Raw genomic sequence first — 17,282 nt, 5'->3', positions numbered from 1 at the left:
CGCCAAAAAAATCGCGACCGGGCGAGGCTACCGGGGCGCTACTGTCCGGCCGGGAGCATGCCGATTTCGGTGAGTATGGCCTGGTCGATCCTGCGAACAAGGCCCTGGTCCACGGCTTTGGAGTACATGATGTGGCGAAGGTTGCCCTGCGGGATGTCGTTCATTGCGCGCAGCGTGAATTTGTCTCTGGACATCTGGGCCGCCTGCAGGAGGACATCGACTTCCTCGGGCGGCAACAGCATGAAATCGAAGCGCCTGGATTCGAGCATCTTGAGCAGGCGGACCGTATCCGCCGCGACCTGCACCGTTTTGTGTTCGTACTTCGCCAGGATCGCGTCGACTCGGGGGCCTTCCGAAAATCCTTGCACTCTCCCTAAAAAGAATTGCCTGCTTTGCAGCAGCCCTTCGAGGCTGTCATACGGGCGGAATTTGAGCTCATTCTCCCGCAGCAGAAACACTTCTGCGGGCCGGTTCGCGTAAATGGGCAGGGAAAAATTGGCAAACTGCTGGCGCTCGGAGGTTTTGAACCAGCCCAGCGAGGCCGCCGGACGGTCGCTTTGTATTTCGTGCAGGATTCTTTTGGCGGGCACGAAGTGAAATTTGGCTTCGACCTGGGCCGAAGCCAGGATTTTGCGGGCAAGATCAACAATGATTCCCGACGCCTGGCCATTCTCAAGCTGGTGGTAATAGGGCGGGTATTCAAAGTAGTAGATGTCGAGGGTCCCGGCGATGCCGACCTGGGGCCATATGCACAGGAGCAGGAAGCCGAGGCACAGCAGCGCTTGTTTCAGCACGGGCTCTCCTTGGAAATAAAGAGTGCGGTCGTCGCATCAAGGCTTTGCCTTTTTCTCATGGAGACAATCATACGGACATACCGGCTTTGTCGGCAACCATTTCTTCGCCGGAAGCGTAAATGACGCCCCCCGGCTATATAGGTCGGACCTGTTTATGGCTGCATGGATTCCGCTCGACGGCGTTTCGCGTTTTGAGCAGACGGGAAGATTCGGGAAAAGAAAAAGGGTTGCAACATTTCTGCTGCAACCCTTTGACTTACTGGTGCCGAAGAGAGGACTCGAACCTCCACCGGGGAACCCCGACTAGACCCTGAACCTAGCGTGTCTACCAATTCCACCACTTCGGCGTGACGTGAGAAGCGTGTTTATGTGAGGGGCATGGCTTTGGCAAGTGTTTTGTTTCGATTTTTTCAAAAAAATTTATTTTTCATGGTTTGAGCTTGTTGACGAGCATGCGCTGCGATTTTTCAAAGCTCCGGTCTGTGTTGAAGCCTGGGGTCTTTTGGTATAGACGCAAGCCAGCTTGTTGCCTGGAGGAAATTATTTCATGCATTGCGTCACATGGCCGGATCAGATCAGCGGCCTGGAAAAAGGGTCCTGCGTCACCATCGGCAATTTTGACGGGGTCCACATCGGACATCAGCGTCTCATTGCCCGGGTGCGGGATCTGGCTGCCGGATTCGGCCTGCCGTCGGTGGTCATCACCTTCGAGCCTCATCCCTTGCGTTTTTTCACGGGCAAGAAGACCCCACCTTTCATTACCCTTTATGAGCAAAGGGCCGAGCTCATCCGTTCCCTGGGCATAGATCACCTGCTTTGTCTTGAATTCAACCAGGCGCTGGCGAGCATGAGCCCCGAGGATTTCGTGCGCCGCATTCTGGTTGAAGGCCTGCATATCAAGGAATTGGTCATCGGCTATGACTATGCCTTCGGCAAGGGCCGGCGCGGCAATTACGCCTTGCTCAGCCAGCTCGGAAAGCAGTGGGCGTTCGGGGTGGAGCAGCTTGAACCCGTGATGGTCGACCAGGCCATTGTCAGTTCCACGCGCATTCGTGATCTGGTCGAGGCCGGCGATGTCTGGGCGGCGAAACCGCTGCTGGGCCGTTTCTACCGCGTGACCGGGACCGTGGTCCATGGCCAGAACCGGGGCGGACGGCTGCTCGGGTTTCCCACGGCCAACGTGCATCTTGTCGACGAGCTTTTTCCCAAGACCGGGGTGTATTGCTGCTGGGCCGAGCTTGACGGCGAGATCCATCAGGCCGTGGCCAATATCGGCTACAACCCGACCTTCGGCAATGATGTGCTCTCGGTCGAGGTGCATGTCATGGATTTTAGCGCGGACCTTTATGAACGCACATTGAAAGTGCATTTCGTGCAGCGTCTGCGCGGCGAGCGCAAATTTTCCGGCCTCGATGAACTTAAAGCGCAGATCGGCAAGGACGTCGCCCTGGCCCGGACCATCCTGGCCCTGCCCGAAGCCCGGCTGGTTTGAGGGCCGGTTCATGCGCGCACTTTTCAGATCCCTGTTCAAAATTCCTACGGAATTGGCCCACAGCTACCATTCCGTTCTGAGCTTCAAATGGTTGGCTCTTGGGGCCGTGGTCGGCGCCATGACCGGGCTCGGGGCCATCCTGTTCTATGTCGGCATAGAGGCCTTGAGCCATCTGCTGCTCGGGCAGCTGGCCGGATTTTCCCTGCCCGTTCCGGCCGGGGAGGAATTGTTTTCGGGCCCCCCCGGTCCAGCCCGGCCCTGGCTGCTTTTCATCTTTCTGGGCGGGATAGGGATCCTCACCGGTTTCCTGCTGCGCCGTTTCGTGCCCCAGACCCGTTATGGCGGTACGGATGGCACCGATACCATGATCAAGGCCTTCCACCATCAGGAAGGGCACATCACGCCATCCGTGCCGGTCATGAAAGTGGGCACGTCCATCCTGACCATCGCCGCCGGCGGCAGCGCCGGACGCGAAGGCCCCATCTCTCTGCTCGGGGCCGGATGCGGCTCCTGGCTGGCCGGCAAGTTGCGCCTTTCGGCCAAGGAACGGCGCATCCTGCTCCTGGCGGGGGCCGCCGGAGGGCTTGGCGCCATTTTTCGTGCCCCGCTGGGCGGCGCGCTCACTGCCGTGGAGGTCATCTACCGCGAGGACTTCGAGGCCGAGGCGCTACTCCCGTCCATCATCTCCTCCGTGGTTTCCTACTCCCTGTTCACCCTGGTTTTCGGGTCCGAGCCCATTTTCGGAATTCCCAAGTTCGAATTCTCCGACATCCGCGAGCTGCCCGTCTACGCAATCCTGGGCCTGGTGTGCGCGGCGACGGGCTGGTTCTATGTGCGCACCTTTCGCTTCATCAAATTCAAGGTGTTCTGGCCCCTGACCGATCGTTTCGGGTTTGTGCCGGCCGTGGCCCTGGGTGGTTTGGGCATGGCCAGTATCGGCTACCAGTTCCCTGAACTGCTCGGCGGCGGGCAGGGCTGGCTGGAGCTGGCCATGCTCGGCAAGCTGTCCGTGACCATGATGGCCGGGATGATTGTGGGCAAGACGCTGGCCACGTCCGTGGTCCTTGGCTCGGGCATGAGCGGCGGCATGTTCGCGCCGGCCCTTTTTGTGGGCGGCATGAGCGGCGGTGTGGTCGGAACCCTGGCCCAGCGGCTGTTTCCGTCCGTGGTGGTTGAGCCGGGGGGCTATGTTCTGGTGGGCATGGCCGCCTTTTTCTCGGGAGTGGCCAACGCGCCCATAGGCCCTCTGGTCATGGTCTGCGAGTTGACCCAAGGCTATGGCCTGCTCGCTCCGCTGATGCTGGCCACGGCCATCGCGTTGGTTTTGGGGCGCAACGTGTCGCTGTATGAAAATCAGGTCGACAACAAGTTTGAGTCCCCGGCCCATGTCGGCGACGCGACCATCAATATTCTGGAGCGGGAAAAGGTCGAGGCGCACTACAAGCCCGGCCGGGTGACCATCGTGGAGGAGGGAACGCATTTCGGCGCCCTGACCGACATCATCGTCAATTCCAACGAGCTCTGCTTTCCGGTGCGCGGCGCAGATGACACGATAACGGGGATGCTTGCAGTGCAGGACCTGCGCAAGGTCCTGTTCGAGGACACGCTGTGCGAATTGCTCGTGGCCGGGGACGTGGCGCGCAAGGCAGTTCTGTTGCGGCCCGACGAGGACCTTTATACGGCCCTGCTCAAATTCGTGGAATCGGATCTGGCCCAGCTCCCGGTGGTGGACAGCGAAGACCCCACCACGGTGCTCGGAATACTGGCCAGGGAAGACGTGTTTACGGCCTATGCCAAGACCTTGAAATCCATGAAGGAGCAGGCCTGAGATCCTTTGCGGCTCAGTGCCATGCTTGGCGCATATCGCCTCTTCGGCTCGCCTGGCCGCGTTCCAGCGCGCCTGCGCAAAAAAAGAATCCCCGCCATGTGGCGGGGATTCGTCGTTCAAGACCGGTCGCGGAGAAAGGCTAGACCTTGGCGGCCTGCAGTTCCTCGGTGGAGTAGCCCCAGCCCACGTTATGGGGAGCAAGGAGTTCTTCGCGGAAGAAGCGGGGCAGCTGGTCGTCTTCGTCGGTGAAGCCGGCGCGCTTGTTGAAATCCAGCTCGTCTTTGAGGCAGTTCACGCCGATGCCCATCATCTCGTCAACGCTCATTTCCTTGCCGGTCAGGCCGGTAATCAGCTTGGCCATGCAGGGCACGCCGCGGGCGTCGTCCAGGATGGCGAAGGCCACGAACAGGCACAGGCCCAGGGAATCGACGGCCGCAGTGGCGATCTGCAGGTTCTTGGACAGTTCGATGTTGCCTTCATTCTTGTGACCATCGACGTCGCCGCCGACTTTGAGCACGTTCTGGCACACGCCGTAGCCGGCGGTGTGGTCAGCACCCATGGGGGTGGTGGCGTAGGTTACGCCGACGCCCTTGACTGCGCGCGGGTCATAGGCGGGCAGGGCCTGGTTCTTGACCACGGGGATGCGGTCCACGCCGAAAGCCTTGGCCGTGTAGGAGGTGCCGTTGCCGTAGATGCGGCCCAGCGGATCCTTGGAGCCGACCTTGTCCAGTTCGGCCAGGACGCCCTTGCTGTCGCCCCAAGCCAAGACGCCGCCTTCCATGGCCATGGCCATGGTGTTGGCCATCTCGATGGTGTCCATGCCTATTTCGTCGCAGGTGCGGTCCATCTGCGCGATGTCGTCAAGGTTGTCGATGAGGAGGTTCGCGCCGAAGCCCCAGATGGTCTCGTACTCGAAGCCAGTGGTCAGGTATTTGCCGTCCTTGCCGTGGTAAACCTGGGAGCACTGGATCACGCAGCCGGTGTGGCAGCCGTGCTTGGTCTTGCCGCCGCGCTTTTCGATATTGGCGGCCAGGGTCTCGCCGGAGATCTTCTCCGCGCCGTCGAACTTGCCCATGCGGAAGTTCTTGGTCGGCAGCGCGCCGGCCTCGTTGATGACGTTGACCAGCACCGCGGTGCCGAACCCGGGCAGGCCCTGGCTGGTGACGGGATGCGTGCGCAGCACGTCGACCCATTCCTTGCGGGCTTCCTTGAACAGCTCTTCGTTGCCGTAGACGGTCTTCGCGTTGGCTTCGCCGTCAAGGATGATGGCCTTGACGCCCTTGGAACCCATGACCGCGCCCAGGCCGCCGCGACCGGCGGAACGGGAAGGCAGGCCTTCCGGATCGGAGAACTGGATGGTGGCGGCGCACAGGCACTGCTCGCCGGCGGGTCCGATCAGTGCGGTCACGGACTTGTCGCCGTAGGCGGACAGGAGCTTTTCCTGGGCCGCATAGTTGCGCATGCCGACCACGGCGGAATCCTTGAACACGACTTTGTCTGCGGAGATAAAGATCTCCTGCATGGGGGAACCGGCCTCGGGCTTGTCCTCGAGGATGACGGCCAGGAGGTCCAGCTTGGGCAGGGTGTGCGCGAACTGGCCGCCGGAGTTGCTTTCCTTGATGCCGCCGGTCAGGGGCGACTTGGCGCCGACGGAGACACGGCCGGAGTTGGCGGCGTTGGTCGGGGCCAGCACGCCGGCCGCGAAAATAAGCTTGTTTTCGGCGGAAAGCGGGTGACAGTTCGCCGGGACTTCCTTATTGACCACTCTGGAGGTCAGGGCGCGGCCTCCAAGACCGGCCAGGTCGCCGAGCTCTTCGAATTTGAAGCTTTTGGTTCTGGTATTGATGCGTAGGATTTTCATGCATGCTCCTTGAAGGTTGAGCGCATTTGCGCGTGTTGAACTTGCTTTTCAGGGCATGTTAGCAGACAGTCTTTGCAGAAAGTCAAGAAAAAAGGAGACATATGTCATGGGTGACATAACTTGTGCGACGTCGAATCAATTGATTCTGACAATCCCGGAAACTTCTGCTACGGTCTGGCACGGTTTGCTGCGACGCGGAGTGGGTGTTTTCCTTGAACAGGCGGTCAGCGTGCGTGATTTCATGACCGAAATTCTCGGCATGGATGTGGATTATGCCACCAACAGCGTTCCAGGGCTTTTTCTCAACAACGCGCCTGTGGACGAGTGGCGCGAAGAGCTTGTCGGCGACGGCGACGAATTGGGCATGAGCGGCACCATGCCGGGCCTCTGCGGCATCGCCCTGCGTCGGTCGAGCCCCATCCGGGCTTTTCGCCCCGACCTGGTCAGCCGGCATGACGAGGAGAAGCGCACGGGCGGAGTGGCTGTGGTCAAGATGTTCAACTTCGTGGCGCTGGACTGCTTCAAGCCTGTCCTCATGCGCGGGGTTGTCGTCTCGCCGCAGGCCGTGCTGCAATATGTGGATGACCAGGAAATCGATTTGCAGCAGTGCGATTGCGAGTGGAACGAAGCCCCCGTTAGCCTCGCCGAGGTTCGAGAAATTCTGGCCGGTGCCTGCGAAGACATCACCCTTGTCGTAAGGATGAACGCTGGATGAGCCCGGGCCTGTTGTCGGGACGTGGTGGTTGCGGATGGCTGGTCGCAGTGCTGGCCATCGCGTTTTTGTGCGCGGCCTTAAGCGGATGCGGCTCGAGGTATGTCCCCGGAGTCAGCATTCCCCCGGCTCCTTCAAAGAAGACGCAGCCTTCCTCGCCTACGGGCAAGAAGGGAACCTACAAACCCTACACCGTGCTCGGGCAGACCTATTATCCCCTGGGCTCGGCAGAAGGATACGCCGAAACCGGTGTCGCTTCATGGTATGGTACGGATTTTCACGGCAAAAAGACGGCCAACGGCGAGCGCTACGACATGTACCAGATGACGGCCGCGCATCGCATCCTGCCCATGCACACGCGTCTGGTGGTCAGGAATCTGGACAACGGGCGAACGACCGAAGTGCGGGTCAACGATCGCGGGCCATTCGTGGGCAATCGCATCATTGATCTGTCCTATGCGGCGGCGAGCGTGCTGGGAGTTGTCGGCCCGGGTACGGCGCGGGTCAGTCTGCAGACCATCGCCGGGCAGCGCATTCAGTATGTGGGGCCGTTCTATGTGCAGTATGGGGCGTTCGTGGTCGAAGAGAATGCGCGCAGGCTCAGATCGCGTCTTCTTGCCCGGGGCTTTGCGGGCACCAGGATCGTGAAGGGCGAGCTGCACGGCACCACGTTTTGGCGGGTGCAGGTCGGGGCTTTCTCCAGCCTGGGCGAAGCGGAATCAATGCGGCTTCGTTTGACCAAAGAAAGCCCGGGATGCTTTATTATTGCGGATTGAGCTCGGCTCGCAGCTTGCGCGAAATGCGGAAGACCACAACCTTGCGCTCGGACAGGATTATGGATTCGCTGGTCTGGGGGTTGCGGCCCTTGCGCGCGTCTTTTTCGTAGGCTTCGAACTTGCCGAATCCGCTGATAAGAAGGGAGTGGTCTTTTTTGACCGCTTCCTTCATGATGTCGAGCATGGTTTCGACCTGTGCTTTGACCTCGGCCCGATTGCGCTCTGATTTTTCGTAAATGCTGTCGACAATTTCTGCTTTTGTCAGTGTATTGTTGCTCATCAATCCTCCTGGTCCGGGAAGCTCCCGGATGACGGTATGTCTATCTTCCTGTAATAAAAGCGATTTGTGGAAGAATGGTCGTAAGTTGCCGCTTGAAATGGCTATTCTAAAATGTGCAATATCCAACGTGGGTTTTTTTTTCAAGCCTAACAGCTTGTTTTTTTTTCTTTTTGGCAAATATGACAAAAATTTTTAGCCATCGTTTTCCCCATCCCGAACCAGTGCAAAAGAGGCTGAAGCTTCTTCCGGTTTTTCTGCCTTTTGCCGGTTGTCCGAGCCGTTGCGTTTTCTGTGATCAGCATGCCCAGACCGGCCTTGGAGGGCTCAGGCTCGAAGATGCCCTGGAGGCTCTGCGTGACCGTCTGGCCCGGGAAGATGGAGGGGCTTTTGGACTCGGTTTTTTCGGCGGCACGTTCACGGGCCTCAGCCTGGCCTGGCAGGAGCGTTTTTTGGAGCTTGCCTCGCGCTTCGCGGGACCAGGCGGCCTGGTCCATCTACGCGTTTCCACCCGTCCGGATCGTGTGGATGCCGAATCCCTCCGGCGGTTGCGCGGGAGTGGCGTGTCCATGATCGAGCTGGGCGTGCAGAGCTTTTCTTCGGCCGTGCTTGCGACAAGCGGACGCGGCTATGACGGGGCCGTAGCCGCCGGAGCCTGCGACATGGTCCGGGCGGCCGGCCTTGAGCTTGGCATCCAGCTCCTGCCCGGACTGCCCGGACATGATGCCCCCTTGTGGAGGGAGGACGTGCGACGGACCCTGGCCCTGGCCCCGGACGTGGTGCGCATTTATCCGTGCGTGGTGGTGCGGGGCACGGGCCTTGCGGCTCTCTACGACCGGGGCGAATACGCGCCCTGGCCGCTGGAGACGGCTGTGCAAGAGAGCGGCCGGGCCGTGCTTGATTTCTGGCAGGCGGGAGTGCGGGTCATCCGCCTGGGCCTTGCCGGAGAGCCGGGACTGCTTGAGCGCCTTCTGGCCGGCCCCTGGCACCCGGCCTTCGGCAACATGGCGCGCTCCCTGGCTCTCAGGCTTTATCTGGAAGAACGGCTCTCCGGCCTGGCTGGCCGGGTGTCGAGAATTTTTCTGCCCTCACGTTGCGGCGGCGAGCTTTGGGGGCATGGTCGGGACAACGTCGAGGCTTTGGCCAGGCTTGGCATCGTCAGGGAAAATGTGAATTTCTGGTCCGAAACGGACATTGCCGTGGAATTGGAGGAATAATGAAACAAGTGCGAATACATACCATCAGCCTGGGGTGTCCGAAGAATCAGGTGGATACGGAGTGGATGCTGGGCGGGTTTGGCGCGTCCTTTGTCAACGCCGCCGAGCCCGAGGATGCGGACGTGGTGCTGATTAACACCTGCGGCTTCATCGAACCCGCTGTGAGCGAATCGCTCCAGGTCATCCTGGACATGGCCCAGCGCCTGGCAGAGCTGAGCCCCAGGCCAAGCCTCGTGGTCACGGGTTGCCTGGTCTCCCGTTACGGCCAGGATCTGCGCTGCGAACTGCCGGAAGTGGATCTTTTTTTGGAAATTGGCCGGCAGAACGAGCTTGGACAGCGTTTGCGGGAGCTCGCGGAGCTTCGGGAAGATGCGCGTCCGGGACTGGAAGCCGCGCTTGGCGGGTTTTCAGCGGCGCGTCTTTTGACCACGCCGCAAAGCTTTGCCTACCTGAAGATCGCCGAAGGATGCGATAACCGCTGCCGCTTCTGCACCATCCCGTCCATCCGCGGGCCGCTGGTCAGCCGGGACGAGGCCGGGATTCTGGACGATGCGCGGCGCTGCCTGGCTCAGGGCCGCAAGGAGCTGGTGCTCATTGCCCAGGACGTGACCGCCTATGGTCGGGATCGGGGGCAAAAAGCCCTGCGGGGCCTGCTTGAAAAACTTGCGCCCTTGAACGGGCTGGAATGGATGCGGCTCATGTATCTGTACCCGGCCGGACTTGACGGCGACCTGCTGCGCTTCCTGGCCGACCTGGGCAGGCCCTTTATCCCATATTTCGACATTCCGCTGCAGCACGCCCATCCGGATATCCTGGCTTCCATGGGGCGGCCCTTTCAGCGCGACCCCCGGGCCGTGGTGGAGCAGGTTCGCAAGTTTTTCCCCGAGGCGGCGCTGCGCACGACCTTCATCGTCGGCTACCCCGGAGAGACCGAGGCGCGCTTTCGTGCGCTGGAGTCGTTTGTGCGCGAGGCGAGATTCATGCATCTGGGGGTTTTTCCCTACTACGCCGAGGACGGATCCGAGGCGGCGATCCTTCCGGACCAGCTGCCCGATGAGGTCAAGGAAGAGCGCCGGGACCGCATCATGGAAATGCAAGCCGATATCAGCGCGGATCTGCTTGCCGGATTCGAGGGCCAGGAGCTTGACGTGTTGGTGGATCGGGCTCACGAAGAGTGGCCGGGGCTTTACGAAGGCCGGACCTGGTTTCAGGCTCCGGAGGTGGACGGAATCACCTATGTCAGCGGAGAGTCGGTCATGCCCGGAAAGATGGTCCGGGCCGTGATCGAGGAGGTCAAGACGTACGATCTGGTGGCCCTGGCGTAAGCGCCGGGAGGGGCATAAAATGCGTTTGCCGGCAAAATGGTTTTGGATGCCAACGCATTATGTGCATGAATTGGTTATTTTTCCGGAGATTATTCTGGTTGTCAAGGTAGATTCACTCTGCTAGGACTGCCCAAATTTATTTTGTTAGGGGGTAAACATATGAACAACACTCAAACCACGCCAGAGTCCATGAATGATTTCGACATGGAGATGGATTTTGAGTCTCAACTCGAGAACTATCTCAACTCCGATTTCGGTGACATCGAAGAGGGAGTGATCGTTTCGGGCGAGGTCGTGAAGATTGATGACAGCTACATTCTCGTGGATGTCAATTTCAAGTCCGAAGGTCAGATTCCACTCGATGAGTTCATGGAAAACGGCCAGGTGACTGTCAAAGTTGGCGACACTGTCGACGTATATGTTGTCCGCAAAAATGAGCGCGAAGGCTCCATCGTCCTGTCCAGGGAAAAAGCCAAGCGCATGCAGGTCCTGGACGAACTGGAAAAACTGCTCGACTCCGGCGATGTCGTGGTCGGCCGCATCGTGCGCCGCATCAAGGGCGGCTATGTTGTTGAAATCAAGGGAATCGAGGCCTTCCTGCCCGGCTCCCATGTCGATCTGCGTCCGGTTCCGGACATGGATGCCCTGGTCAACCAGGATTTCGAATTTCGCGTGCTGAAGATCAATCGCCGTCGCAGCAACGTTATTGTTTCCCGTCGCGTGCTCCTTGAAGAAGATCGCGACCGCAAGCGCGGCGAATTGCTGACCACCCTCGAAGAGGGTCAGTCCGTAGTCGGCGTGGTCAAGAACATCACCGAATACGGCGTGTTCATCGACCTCGGCGGCCTCGACGGTCTGCTGCACATCACCGACATGTCCTGGAAGCGCATCAAGCATCCCAAGGAAATGGTCCAGCTGGGCGACGAACTGACTCTCAAAGTCCTGTCCTTCGACAAGGACGAGAAGAAGGTATCCCTCGGCCTCAAGCAGCTGGTCATGGATCCCTGGGCCAACATCTCCGAGAAATACCCCGAAGGGCACAAGCTTTCCGGCAAGGTCACCAATCTGGTGGACTACGGCGCGTTCGTGGAACTGGAAGCCGGCGTTGAAGGCCTGGTGCACATCTCCGAGATGTCCTGGACCCGCAAGCTGCGTCATCCTTCCCAGATGGTGCGCCCCGGCGACGAAGTGGATGTCATCATCCTCGGCGTGGACGTGGACCGCAAGCGCATCTCGCTCGGCATGAAGCAGGTCGCTCCCAATCCCTGGGACCTGGTCGCCGAGAAGTATCCTGAAGGCACCATCCTTGAAGCCAGCGTCAAGAACATCACCGAATTCGGCCTGTTCATCGGCATCGAGGACGGCATCGACGGTCTCATTCACGTTTCCGACCTGTCCTGGACCAAGAAGATCCGTCACCCCAATGAGCTCTACAAGGTGGGCGACGTTGTCCGCGCCAAGGTTCTGACCGTGGACAAGGAGAACGAGAAGTTCACCCTGGGCATCAAGCAGCTGGCCGACGACCCGTGGCTGGACGTGCCCAATCGCTACCCCGTGGGCACCATGCTGACCGGCACCATCACCAACATCACGGATTTCGGTCTGTTTGTTGAGGTTGAGGAAGGCATCGAAGGTCTGGTCCACGTCAGCGAGATGAGCAAGAAGAAGATCAAAAGCCCCAAGGAAGCCTTCAACGAAGGTGACGCCATCGAGGCCAAGGTCATTCACGTCAGCGCCGACGAGCGCCGCCTGGGACTCTCTCTCAAGGCTCAGGAGCCTGAGCGCAAGCGCACCGGCGGTGCCGGTGAATTCCGCACCACGCAGAGCGGTTCCATGACCGGCAGCAACCTCGGCGATATGATCCGTCAGAAGATGGAAGAGAATGCCGAGACCGGAGTCGAAGCCGACACCGAGACCGACGCCGAGACCGAAGAAGAATAGCCTGGCGCAGCTTCGTGCCCGCTATACATAAGCATGACGCGAGGCTGCATCCTTAAAGGGTGCGGCCTCGTTTTTTTTTAAAGGACGAGAACGATGATTGAAAGTGGACTCGACAGCGCCGCCAAAAAGCGCCTGAGCACGTTGAAAGCCGGAGAGCGCATCGATCCGGAGTTCGCGCTGGAAATTGCGCGCAATGCCTCGGTGCACGAGCTGGGCGAGGCGGCCCTCAAGCAGCGCCGCGCACGGCACGGCGACAAGGCCTATTATGTCTATAACCAGCACCTGAACTACACCAACGTGTGCCGCAACCAGTGCCGTTTCTGCGCTTTTTTCAAGAAGGCCGGCGAGGAAGGCGGATACACCTATTCACTGGAAGAAGCCAGAAAGCGTCTCACGGACCGCATCCACGAGCCCATCCGCGAGATCCACATCACCGGCGGCCTTAACCCGGATCTGCCCTATCAATACTACCTTGATCTCTTGGCCCTGTGCAAGGAAGTGCGGCCACAGGCCGTGGTCAAGGCCTTCACCGCCGTGGAGGTGGCCCATTTCGCGGACACTCTGGGCACGGACGAGGCCACGGTGCTCCGCGAGATGAAGGCCGTGGGCCTGGACGCGTTGCCCGGCGGCGGCGCCGAGGTCTTTTCCCCGGCCATGCGTGAGCAGCTGTGCCCGGAAAAAGTCACCGCCGATCGTTGGCTGCATATTCACGGGCTGGCGCACGACATGGGTATAAAAACCAATTCCACCATGCTTTTCGGGCACATCGAGTCCTGGGAAGACCGCATCTACCACATGGAGCGCTTGCGCGCCGCAGAGGACGAGAAGCCCGGATTCATCGTCTTCATTCCCCTGGCCTACCAGCCGCGCAACAACGCCCTGAGCGCTGCCGGCCCCACGGGCGAGGATTATCTGCGCACCATTTCCGTGTCGCGTCTCTTCCTGGACAATATCCCGCACATCAAGGCCTACTGGGCCTTTTCCGGGATCAAGGCCGCGCAGATGGCGCTGTGGGCCGGTGCAGACGATTTCGACGGCACCATCGTTGAGGAGAAAATCGGGCATGCGGCGGGCGCCGATTCGCCCAAGGGCATGACCATCTCCGAACTGGTCGAGACCATCGCCGCCACGGGATTCACCCCGGTTGAGCGGGATACGTTCTTTGCGGAACTGTAGGCCTTGGAGGGTATCCCCGTCCGGACCCGGATGCGGCGAAGGCCTTTTTCCTTGACTTTTTTGGCCAAGATATGGTTGTGAAAAGTTCCACATACGAATTTCTGGGACACGTTACGAGGAGGGAGTCATGTTGGGTGAGCTTTTTGGGAACATGATGCACAGCACGGTGCAGGGCTTCATCGGGGTCATCGGGATTTTCACGTATCTCGCGGCCATAGTCGTTGCGGCGGTATACCGCATCAAGGAAGGCATGAACGAAGGCCATCATTAAGAACGGCTTCCTTGCGGGATTTCTAAGCGCGGCTTTGTCCGCGCTTTTTTTTTGTGACCAAACCTTATCCGTCCTTGCCAATGGTCCTCTCTCTTCCCTATCGTGATGTTTCAGAATCCTCGGAGGTAATTTATGGACGCACGGCACAGTCTCGGCGATCTCGACATTTATCTGTTCAAGCAGGGGCGGCATACCCGCCTGTACGAACATTTCGGCGCTCACCCCGAATCCTTGGGGCCGGATTCCACCGGAACCCGTTTCGTGGTCTGGGCTCCCAATGCCGCCTTTGTATCGGTCATCGGGGACTTCAATGCCTGGGACCGCGCCGCCGCGCCCATGACCCTGCGCGCGGACAGCTCCGGCGTGTGGGAGTGTTTCGTGCCGCAGGCGCGGCATGGGCAGCGCTACAAATATTATCTTTCCTGGCCGGGCGGAGAAGGCGAGCGGGCTGATCCCTTTGCCCTTCTTTGTGAAGAGCCTCCGGCCACAGCCTCCATCATCTGGGATCTGGATTATGTCTGGGAAGACGGGGAGTGGATGCGCAACCGCTCCAGGCACAACGCCCTGGAGAGTCCCTGGTCCATTTACGAGCTGCACCTGGGTTCCTGGCGGCGCGACGAGCACGGTAACTTTTTCGGCTATCGCCAGATGGCTCACGACCTGGCGGCGTACGTCAAAGACGCGGGCTTCACCCATGTGGAGATCATGCCGGTGGCGGAGCATCCTTTTTACGGCTCCTGGGGATACCAGAGCACGGGCTATTTCGCCCCATCCAGCCGTTACGGCTGTCCGCAGGATTTCCGCTATATGGTCGATGTCCTGCACCGCGAGGGGATCGGGGTCATCCTTGATTGGGTCCCCGGGCATTTTCCCACGGATGTCCACGGACTGGCCAATTTCGACGGGACTGCGTTGTTCGAGCACGAGGACCCGCGCCAGGGCTTCCACCCGGAATGGAAGAGCGCCATCTTCAATTACGGCCGCTACGAGGTGGCCGGATTTCTCATCTGCAACGCCATGTATTGGATCCGGGAGTTCCACCTCGACGGGCTGCGCGTCGACGGAGTGGCGTCGATGCTGTACCTGGACTATTCGCGTCAGCATGACGAGTGGGTGCCCAACCGTTACGGCGGACGCGAAAACCTCGCCGCCATCGAACTGTTGCAGGAGCTCAACAAGGCCGTCTACGAGGAATTTCCCGATGTGCAGACCATCGCCGAGGAATCCACCTCCTGGCCCATGGTCTCAAAGCCCGTCTATCTGGGTGGACTCGGTTTCGGACTGAAGTGGAACATGGGCTGGATGAACGACTCCCTGACCTATATGGAACTTGATCCGATCTTCCGCAAATTCCACCACAACCTGCTGACTTTTGCCTTGTGGTACGCGTACGCCGAAAATTTCGTCCTGCCCCTTTCCCACGACGAGGTTGTCTATGGAAAGAAGTCGCTGCTGTCGAAGATGCCCGGCGATTACTGGCAGAAGATGGCGGGGCTGCGGGCCCTTTTCGGCTACATGTATGGGCTGCCGGGCAAAAAGCTGCTCTTCATGGGCGCGGAATTCGGCCAATGGCGTGAGTGGAACCATGACTTGTCCCTGGATTGGGATCTGCTGAACTTTCCGGCTCACGATGGAATCCGCGCCTGGGTTCGGGATCTGAACCGGGTTTACCGGGAATGCGGGGCCCTGCACGAGCTTGATTTTAGTCCCGAGGGCTTTGTCTGGGAAAACTGCAATGATTCCGACCAGAGCGTGCTGAGCTTTTTCCGCAAGGACACGAAGGGACGCCCGGTCATGGTGGTCTGCAACTTTACCCCCGTGCCGCGCGAGAACTATGCCGTGGGCGTGGCCACGGGCGGCACATGGCGCGAGATCCTGAACTCGGACAGCCAGCTCTATGGAGGCAGCGGGGTCGGGAACATGGGCCAGGTCCGGGCGGAATCCATTCCTGTGCACGGTTTTCCCTATTCCGTGAATCTGATTCTGCCTCCCTTGAGCGTGCTCTTCTTCCAGCCGGCGGAGGCAAGCGCATGAATCTTGCGCGTAGATGCGGGGTGCTGCTGCACGTCTCCTCGCTGCCAAGTCGGCACGGGATTGGCGATTTTGGTCCGTGCGCCCACGAGTACATAGATTTTCTGGCCGCAGGCGGGCAGGGGGTGTGGCAGATGCTCCCCCTTGCGCCCATCAACGCAGGAGCGGGCAATTCTCCATACAGCAGCTATTCGGCCTTTGCCGGGAACACGCTTTTTATCAGCCCGGAGCTGCTGGTCCGTCAAGGAGTGCTCAGGCCGAGGGACGTGGAGCCTGCGCCCGATTTTCCCCAGGACCGGGTGGACTACGCCGCGGCTGCCGCATGGCGGGAGAGAATTCTGGAACAGGCCTTCGACAATGCATTTCCCGGCCTGCGAGCGGACGTACGTTTTGACGCCTTCTGCCGCAAGGCCAGCTTCTGGCTTGATGACTACTGTTTGTTCGCGGCCTTGAAGCGCGAGCAGAGAGGAGCGCCATGGCTGAGCTGGCCGCGCGGGCTGCGTCTGCGGGAACCCGACGCTTTGGAGCAGGCCCGCGAACGCCTGGGGTACGACATCCTGCGGGAACGGTATTTTCAGTATCTTTTCAGCCTGCACTGGGAGAATCTGCGCGATTATGCGGCCACGCGCGGGGTGGCCCTGCTCGGGGATGTGCCGATCTATGTCAGTCTCGACAGCAGTGATGTCTGGGCGCACCGGGAGCTGTTCGAGCTCGACCGCGAGGGCTTGCCGATCTATTGCGCCGGAGCACCGCCGGATTATTTTTCCAAGACCGGCCAGATGTGGGGTAATCCTGTCTATGACTGGGCTTTCCAGGAAAAGGACGGCTTTTCGTGGTGGGCCAAGCGGCTGCGGCACGAGAGCGAGCGGTTCGACATGCTCCGGCTCGATCATTTTCGCGGTTTTTGCGGGTTCTGGCAGGTGCCGGCCTGTGAGCCGACAGCGGAAAACGGACTCTGGATCAAAGGGCCGGGAGCCGCGTTTTTCAGCGCAATGAAGGAGCGCGTTCCGGGTCTGTCCATTCTGGCCGAGGATCTGGGAGTCATTACGGAGGACGTCGTTACGCTCATGCGCGAGTTTGAATTTCCGGGCATGAAGATTTTGCAATTCGCATTTTCGGAAGAGATGGGGAAGAACGCCTACATCCCGCACAACTTCCCGGTGCAAAGCGCGGTCTATACCGGCACGCATGACAACAACACCGTGCGGGGCTGGTTTTCAGACGAGCTCGATGACCAGGGACGGGGGCGTTTGCGTGACTACGCAGGCCGGCACGTTTCGGCAGAGGACGCGGCCGACGTCATGATTCGGCTGGCGCTTGGCAGCGTGGCCGCTCTGTGCATCATTCCCATGCAGGATTATTTGAATTTGGATGCAACGGGACGGATGAACATGCCGGGGGTTGCGGGAGGCAATTGGGGATGGCGCATGCAGCCGGGCATGGCCACCAGGGATGTGGCGGCACGAATGCGTTTCCAGGCCTGGATTTACGGACGCGTTGCGGAGTGATCCGTGCGCTTTGGGGCGTGTGAACGCATAAAAAAAAACCCTGCGTGAGCAGGGCTTTTTTTTGGAAAAACAG

Annotated in this window: 14 protein-coding genes and 1 tRNA gene; 11 read left to right on the top strand and 4 right to left on the bottom strand. The window is 59.8% G+C overall.

Annotation, left to right across the window (positions count from 1 at the left end):
- Positions 1-38: 38 nt before the first annotated feature.
- Together DBAC_RS14875 and DBAC_RS14870 are read right to left on the bottom strand one after the other, a co-directional pair.
- Positions 39-794: a substrate-binding periplasmic protein gene (locus tag DBAC_RS14875; protein ID WP_015775137.1), complete on the bottom strand. Its 756-nt coding sequence runs from the start codon at positions 792-794 to the stop codon at positions 39-41.
- 260 nt (positions 795-1,054) lie between these two features.
- Positions 1,055-1,141, bottom strand: a tRNA-Leu gene (locus DBAC_RS14870).
- A 200-nt stretch (positions 1,142-1,341) separates the two neighbouring features.
- Between DBAC_RS14870 and DBAC_RS14865 the strand changes: the two genes are divergently transcribed.
- Together DBAC_RS14865 and DBAC_RS14860 are read left to right on the top strand one after the other, a co-directional pair.
- A complete protein-coding gene (locus DBAC_RS14865) occupies positions 1,342-2,286 on the top strand; it encodes a bifunctional riboflavin kinase/FAD synthetase (protein ID WP_015775136.1) in 945 nt (314 codons plus the stop codon).
- A gap of 10 nt (positions 2,287-2,296) precedes the next feature.
- Positions 2,297-4,114, top strand: coding sequence for a chloride channel protein (locus DBAC_RS14860; protein ID WP_015775135.1), 1,818 nt, complete (start codon positions 2,297-2,299; stop codon positions 4,112-4,114).
- Positions 4,115-4,253: 139 nt separating this feature from the next.
- On the opposite strand, the gene DBAC_RS14855 is transcribed toward DBAC_RS14860, so the two are convergent.
- A complete protein-coding gene (locus DBAC_RS14855; protein ID WP_015775134.1) occupies positions 4,254-5,975 on the bottom strand; it encodes an aldehyde ferredoxin oxidoreductase family protein in 1,722 nt (573 codons plus the stop codon).
- A gap of 106 nt (positions 5,976-6,081) precedes the next feature.
- On the opposite strand from DBAC_RS14855, the gene DBAC_RS14850 reads away from it, so the two are divergent.
- Both DBAC_RS14850 and DBAC_RS14845 read left to right on the top strand, forming a co-directional pair.
- Entirely contained in the window at positions 6,082-6,690 is a 609-nt protein-coding gene (locus tag DBAC_RS14850; protein ID WP_015775133.1) for a hypothetical protein, read from the top strand.
- Positions 6,687-7,463, top strand: a complete 777-nt coding sequence (locus DBAC_RS14845; RefSeq protein ID WP_015775132.1) for a septal ring lytic transglycosylase RlpA family protein — start codon at positions 6,687-6,689, stop codon at positions 7,461-7,463. Before DBAC_RS14850 ends, DBAC_RS14845 begins: the two co-directional genes overlap by 4 nt.
- Here DBAC_RS14845 and DBAC_RS14840 read toward each other — a convergent pair.
- Positions 7,450-7,743 (bottom strand): integration host factor subunit alpha, encoded by a 294-nt coding sequence (locus DBAC_RS14840; RefSeq protein ID WP_015775131.1) that lies wholly within the window; start codon positions 7,741-7,743, stop codon positions 7,450-7,452. The genes DBAC_RS14845 and DBAC_RS14840 overlap by 14 nt on opposite strands.
- Before the next feature lie 179 nt (positions 7,744-7,922).
- Between DBAC_RS14840 and DBAC_RS14835 the strand changes: the two genes are divergently transcribed.
- The 7 genes from DBAC_RS14835 (at position 7,923) to malQ (ending at position 17,209) form a co-directional block, all read left to right on the top strand.
- On the top strand, positions 7,923-8,957 hold the full coding sequence (locus DBAC_RS14835; protein ID WP_015775130.1) for an elongator complex protein 3: 1,035 nt from the start codon (positions 7,923-7,925) through the stop codon (positions 8,955-8,957).
- Positions 8,957-10,282, top strand: coding sequence for a 30S ribosomal protein S12 methylthiotransferase RimO (gene rimO, locus DBAC_RS14830; RefSeq protein ID WP_015775129.1), 1,326 nt, complete (start codon positions 8,957-8,959; stop codon positions 10,280-10,282). Before DBAC_RS14835 ends, rimO begins: the two co-directional genes overlap by 1 nt.
- A 159-nt stretch (positions 10,283-10,441) precedes the next feature.
- Positions 10,442-12,223, top strand: a complete 1,782-nt coding sequence (locus tag DBAC_RS14825) for a 30S ribosomal protein S1 (RefSeq protein WP_015775127.1) — start codon at positions 10,442-10,444, stop codon at positions 12,221-12,223.
- 93 nt (positions 12,224-12,316) lie between these two features.
- Positions 12,317-13,399, top strand: a complete 1,083-nt coding sequence (mqnE, locus tag DBAC_RS14820) for an aminofutalosine synthase MqnE (RefSeq protein ID WP_015775126.1) — start codon at positions 12,317-12,319, stop codon at positions 13,397-13,399.
- 127 nt (positions 13,400-13,526) lie between these two features.
- On the top strand, positions 13,527-13,670 hold the full coding sequence (locus tag DBAC_RS19415) for a hypothetical protein (RefSeq protein ID WP_015775125.1): 144 nt from the start codon (positions 13,527-13,529) through the stop codon (positions 13,668-13,670).
- 132 nt (positions 13,671-13,802) lie between these two features.
- Positions 13,803-15,704, top strand: coding sequence for a 1,4-alpha-glucan branching protein GlgB (gene glgB / locus DBAC_RS14815; protein ID WP_015775124.1), 1,902 nt, complete (start codon positions 13,803-13,805; stop codon positions 15,702-15,704).
- On the top strand, positions 15,701-17,209 hold the full coding sequence (malQ, locus tag DBAC_RS14810) for a 4-alpha-glucanotransferase (protein ID WP_015775123.1): 1,509 nt from the start codon (positions 15,701-15,703) through the stop codon (positions 17,207-17,209). Before glgB ends, malQ begins: the two co-directional genes overlap by 4 nt.
- Positions 17,210-17,282 lie beyond the last annotated feature (73 nt).

This window comes from Desulfomicrobium baculatum DSM 4028, assembly GCF_000023225.1.
Taxonomy (GTDB): Bacteria; Desulfobacterota; Desulfovibrionia; order Desulfovibrionales; family Desulfomicrobiaceae; genus Desulfomicrobium; species Desulfomicrobium baculatum.
The sequence above is the reverse complement of the archived record's forward strand: the minus strand, read 5'-3'. Positions and strand labels throughout refer to the sequence as shown.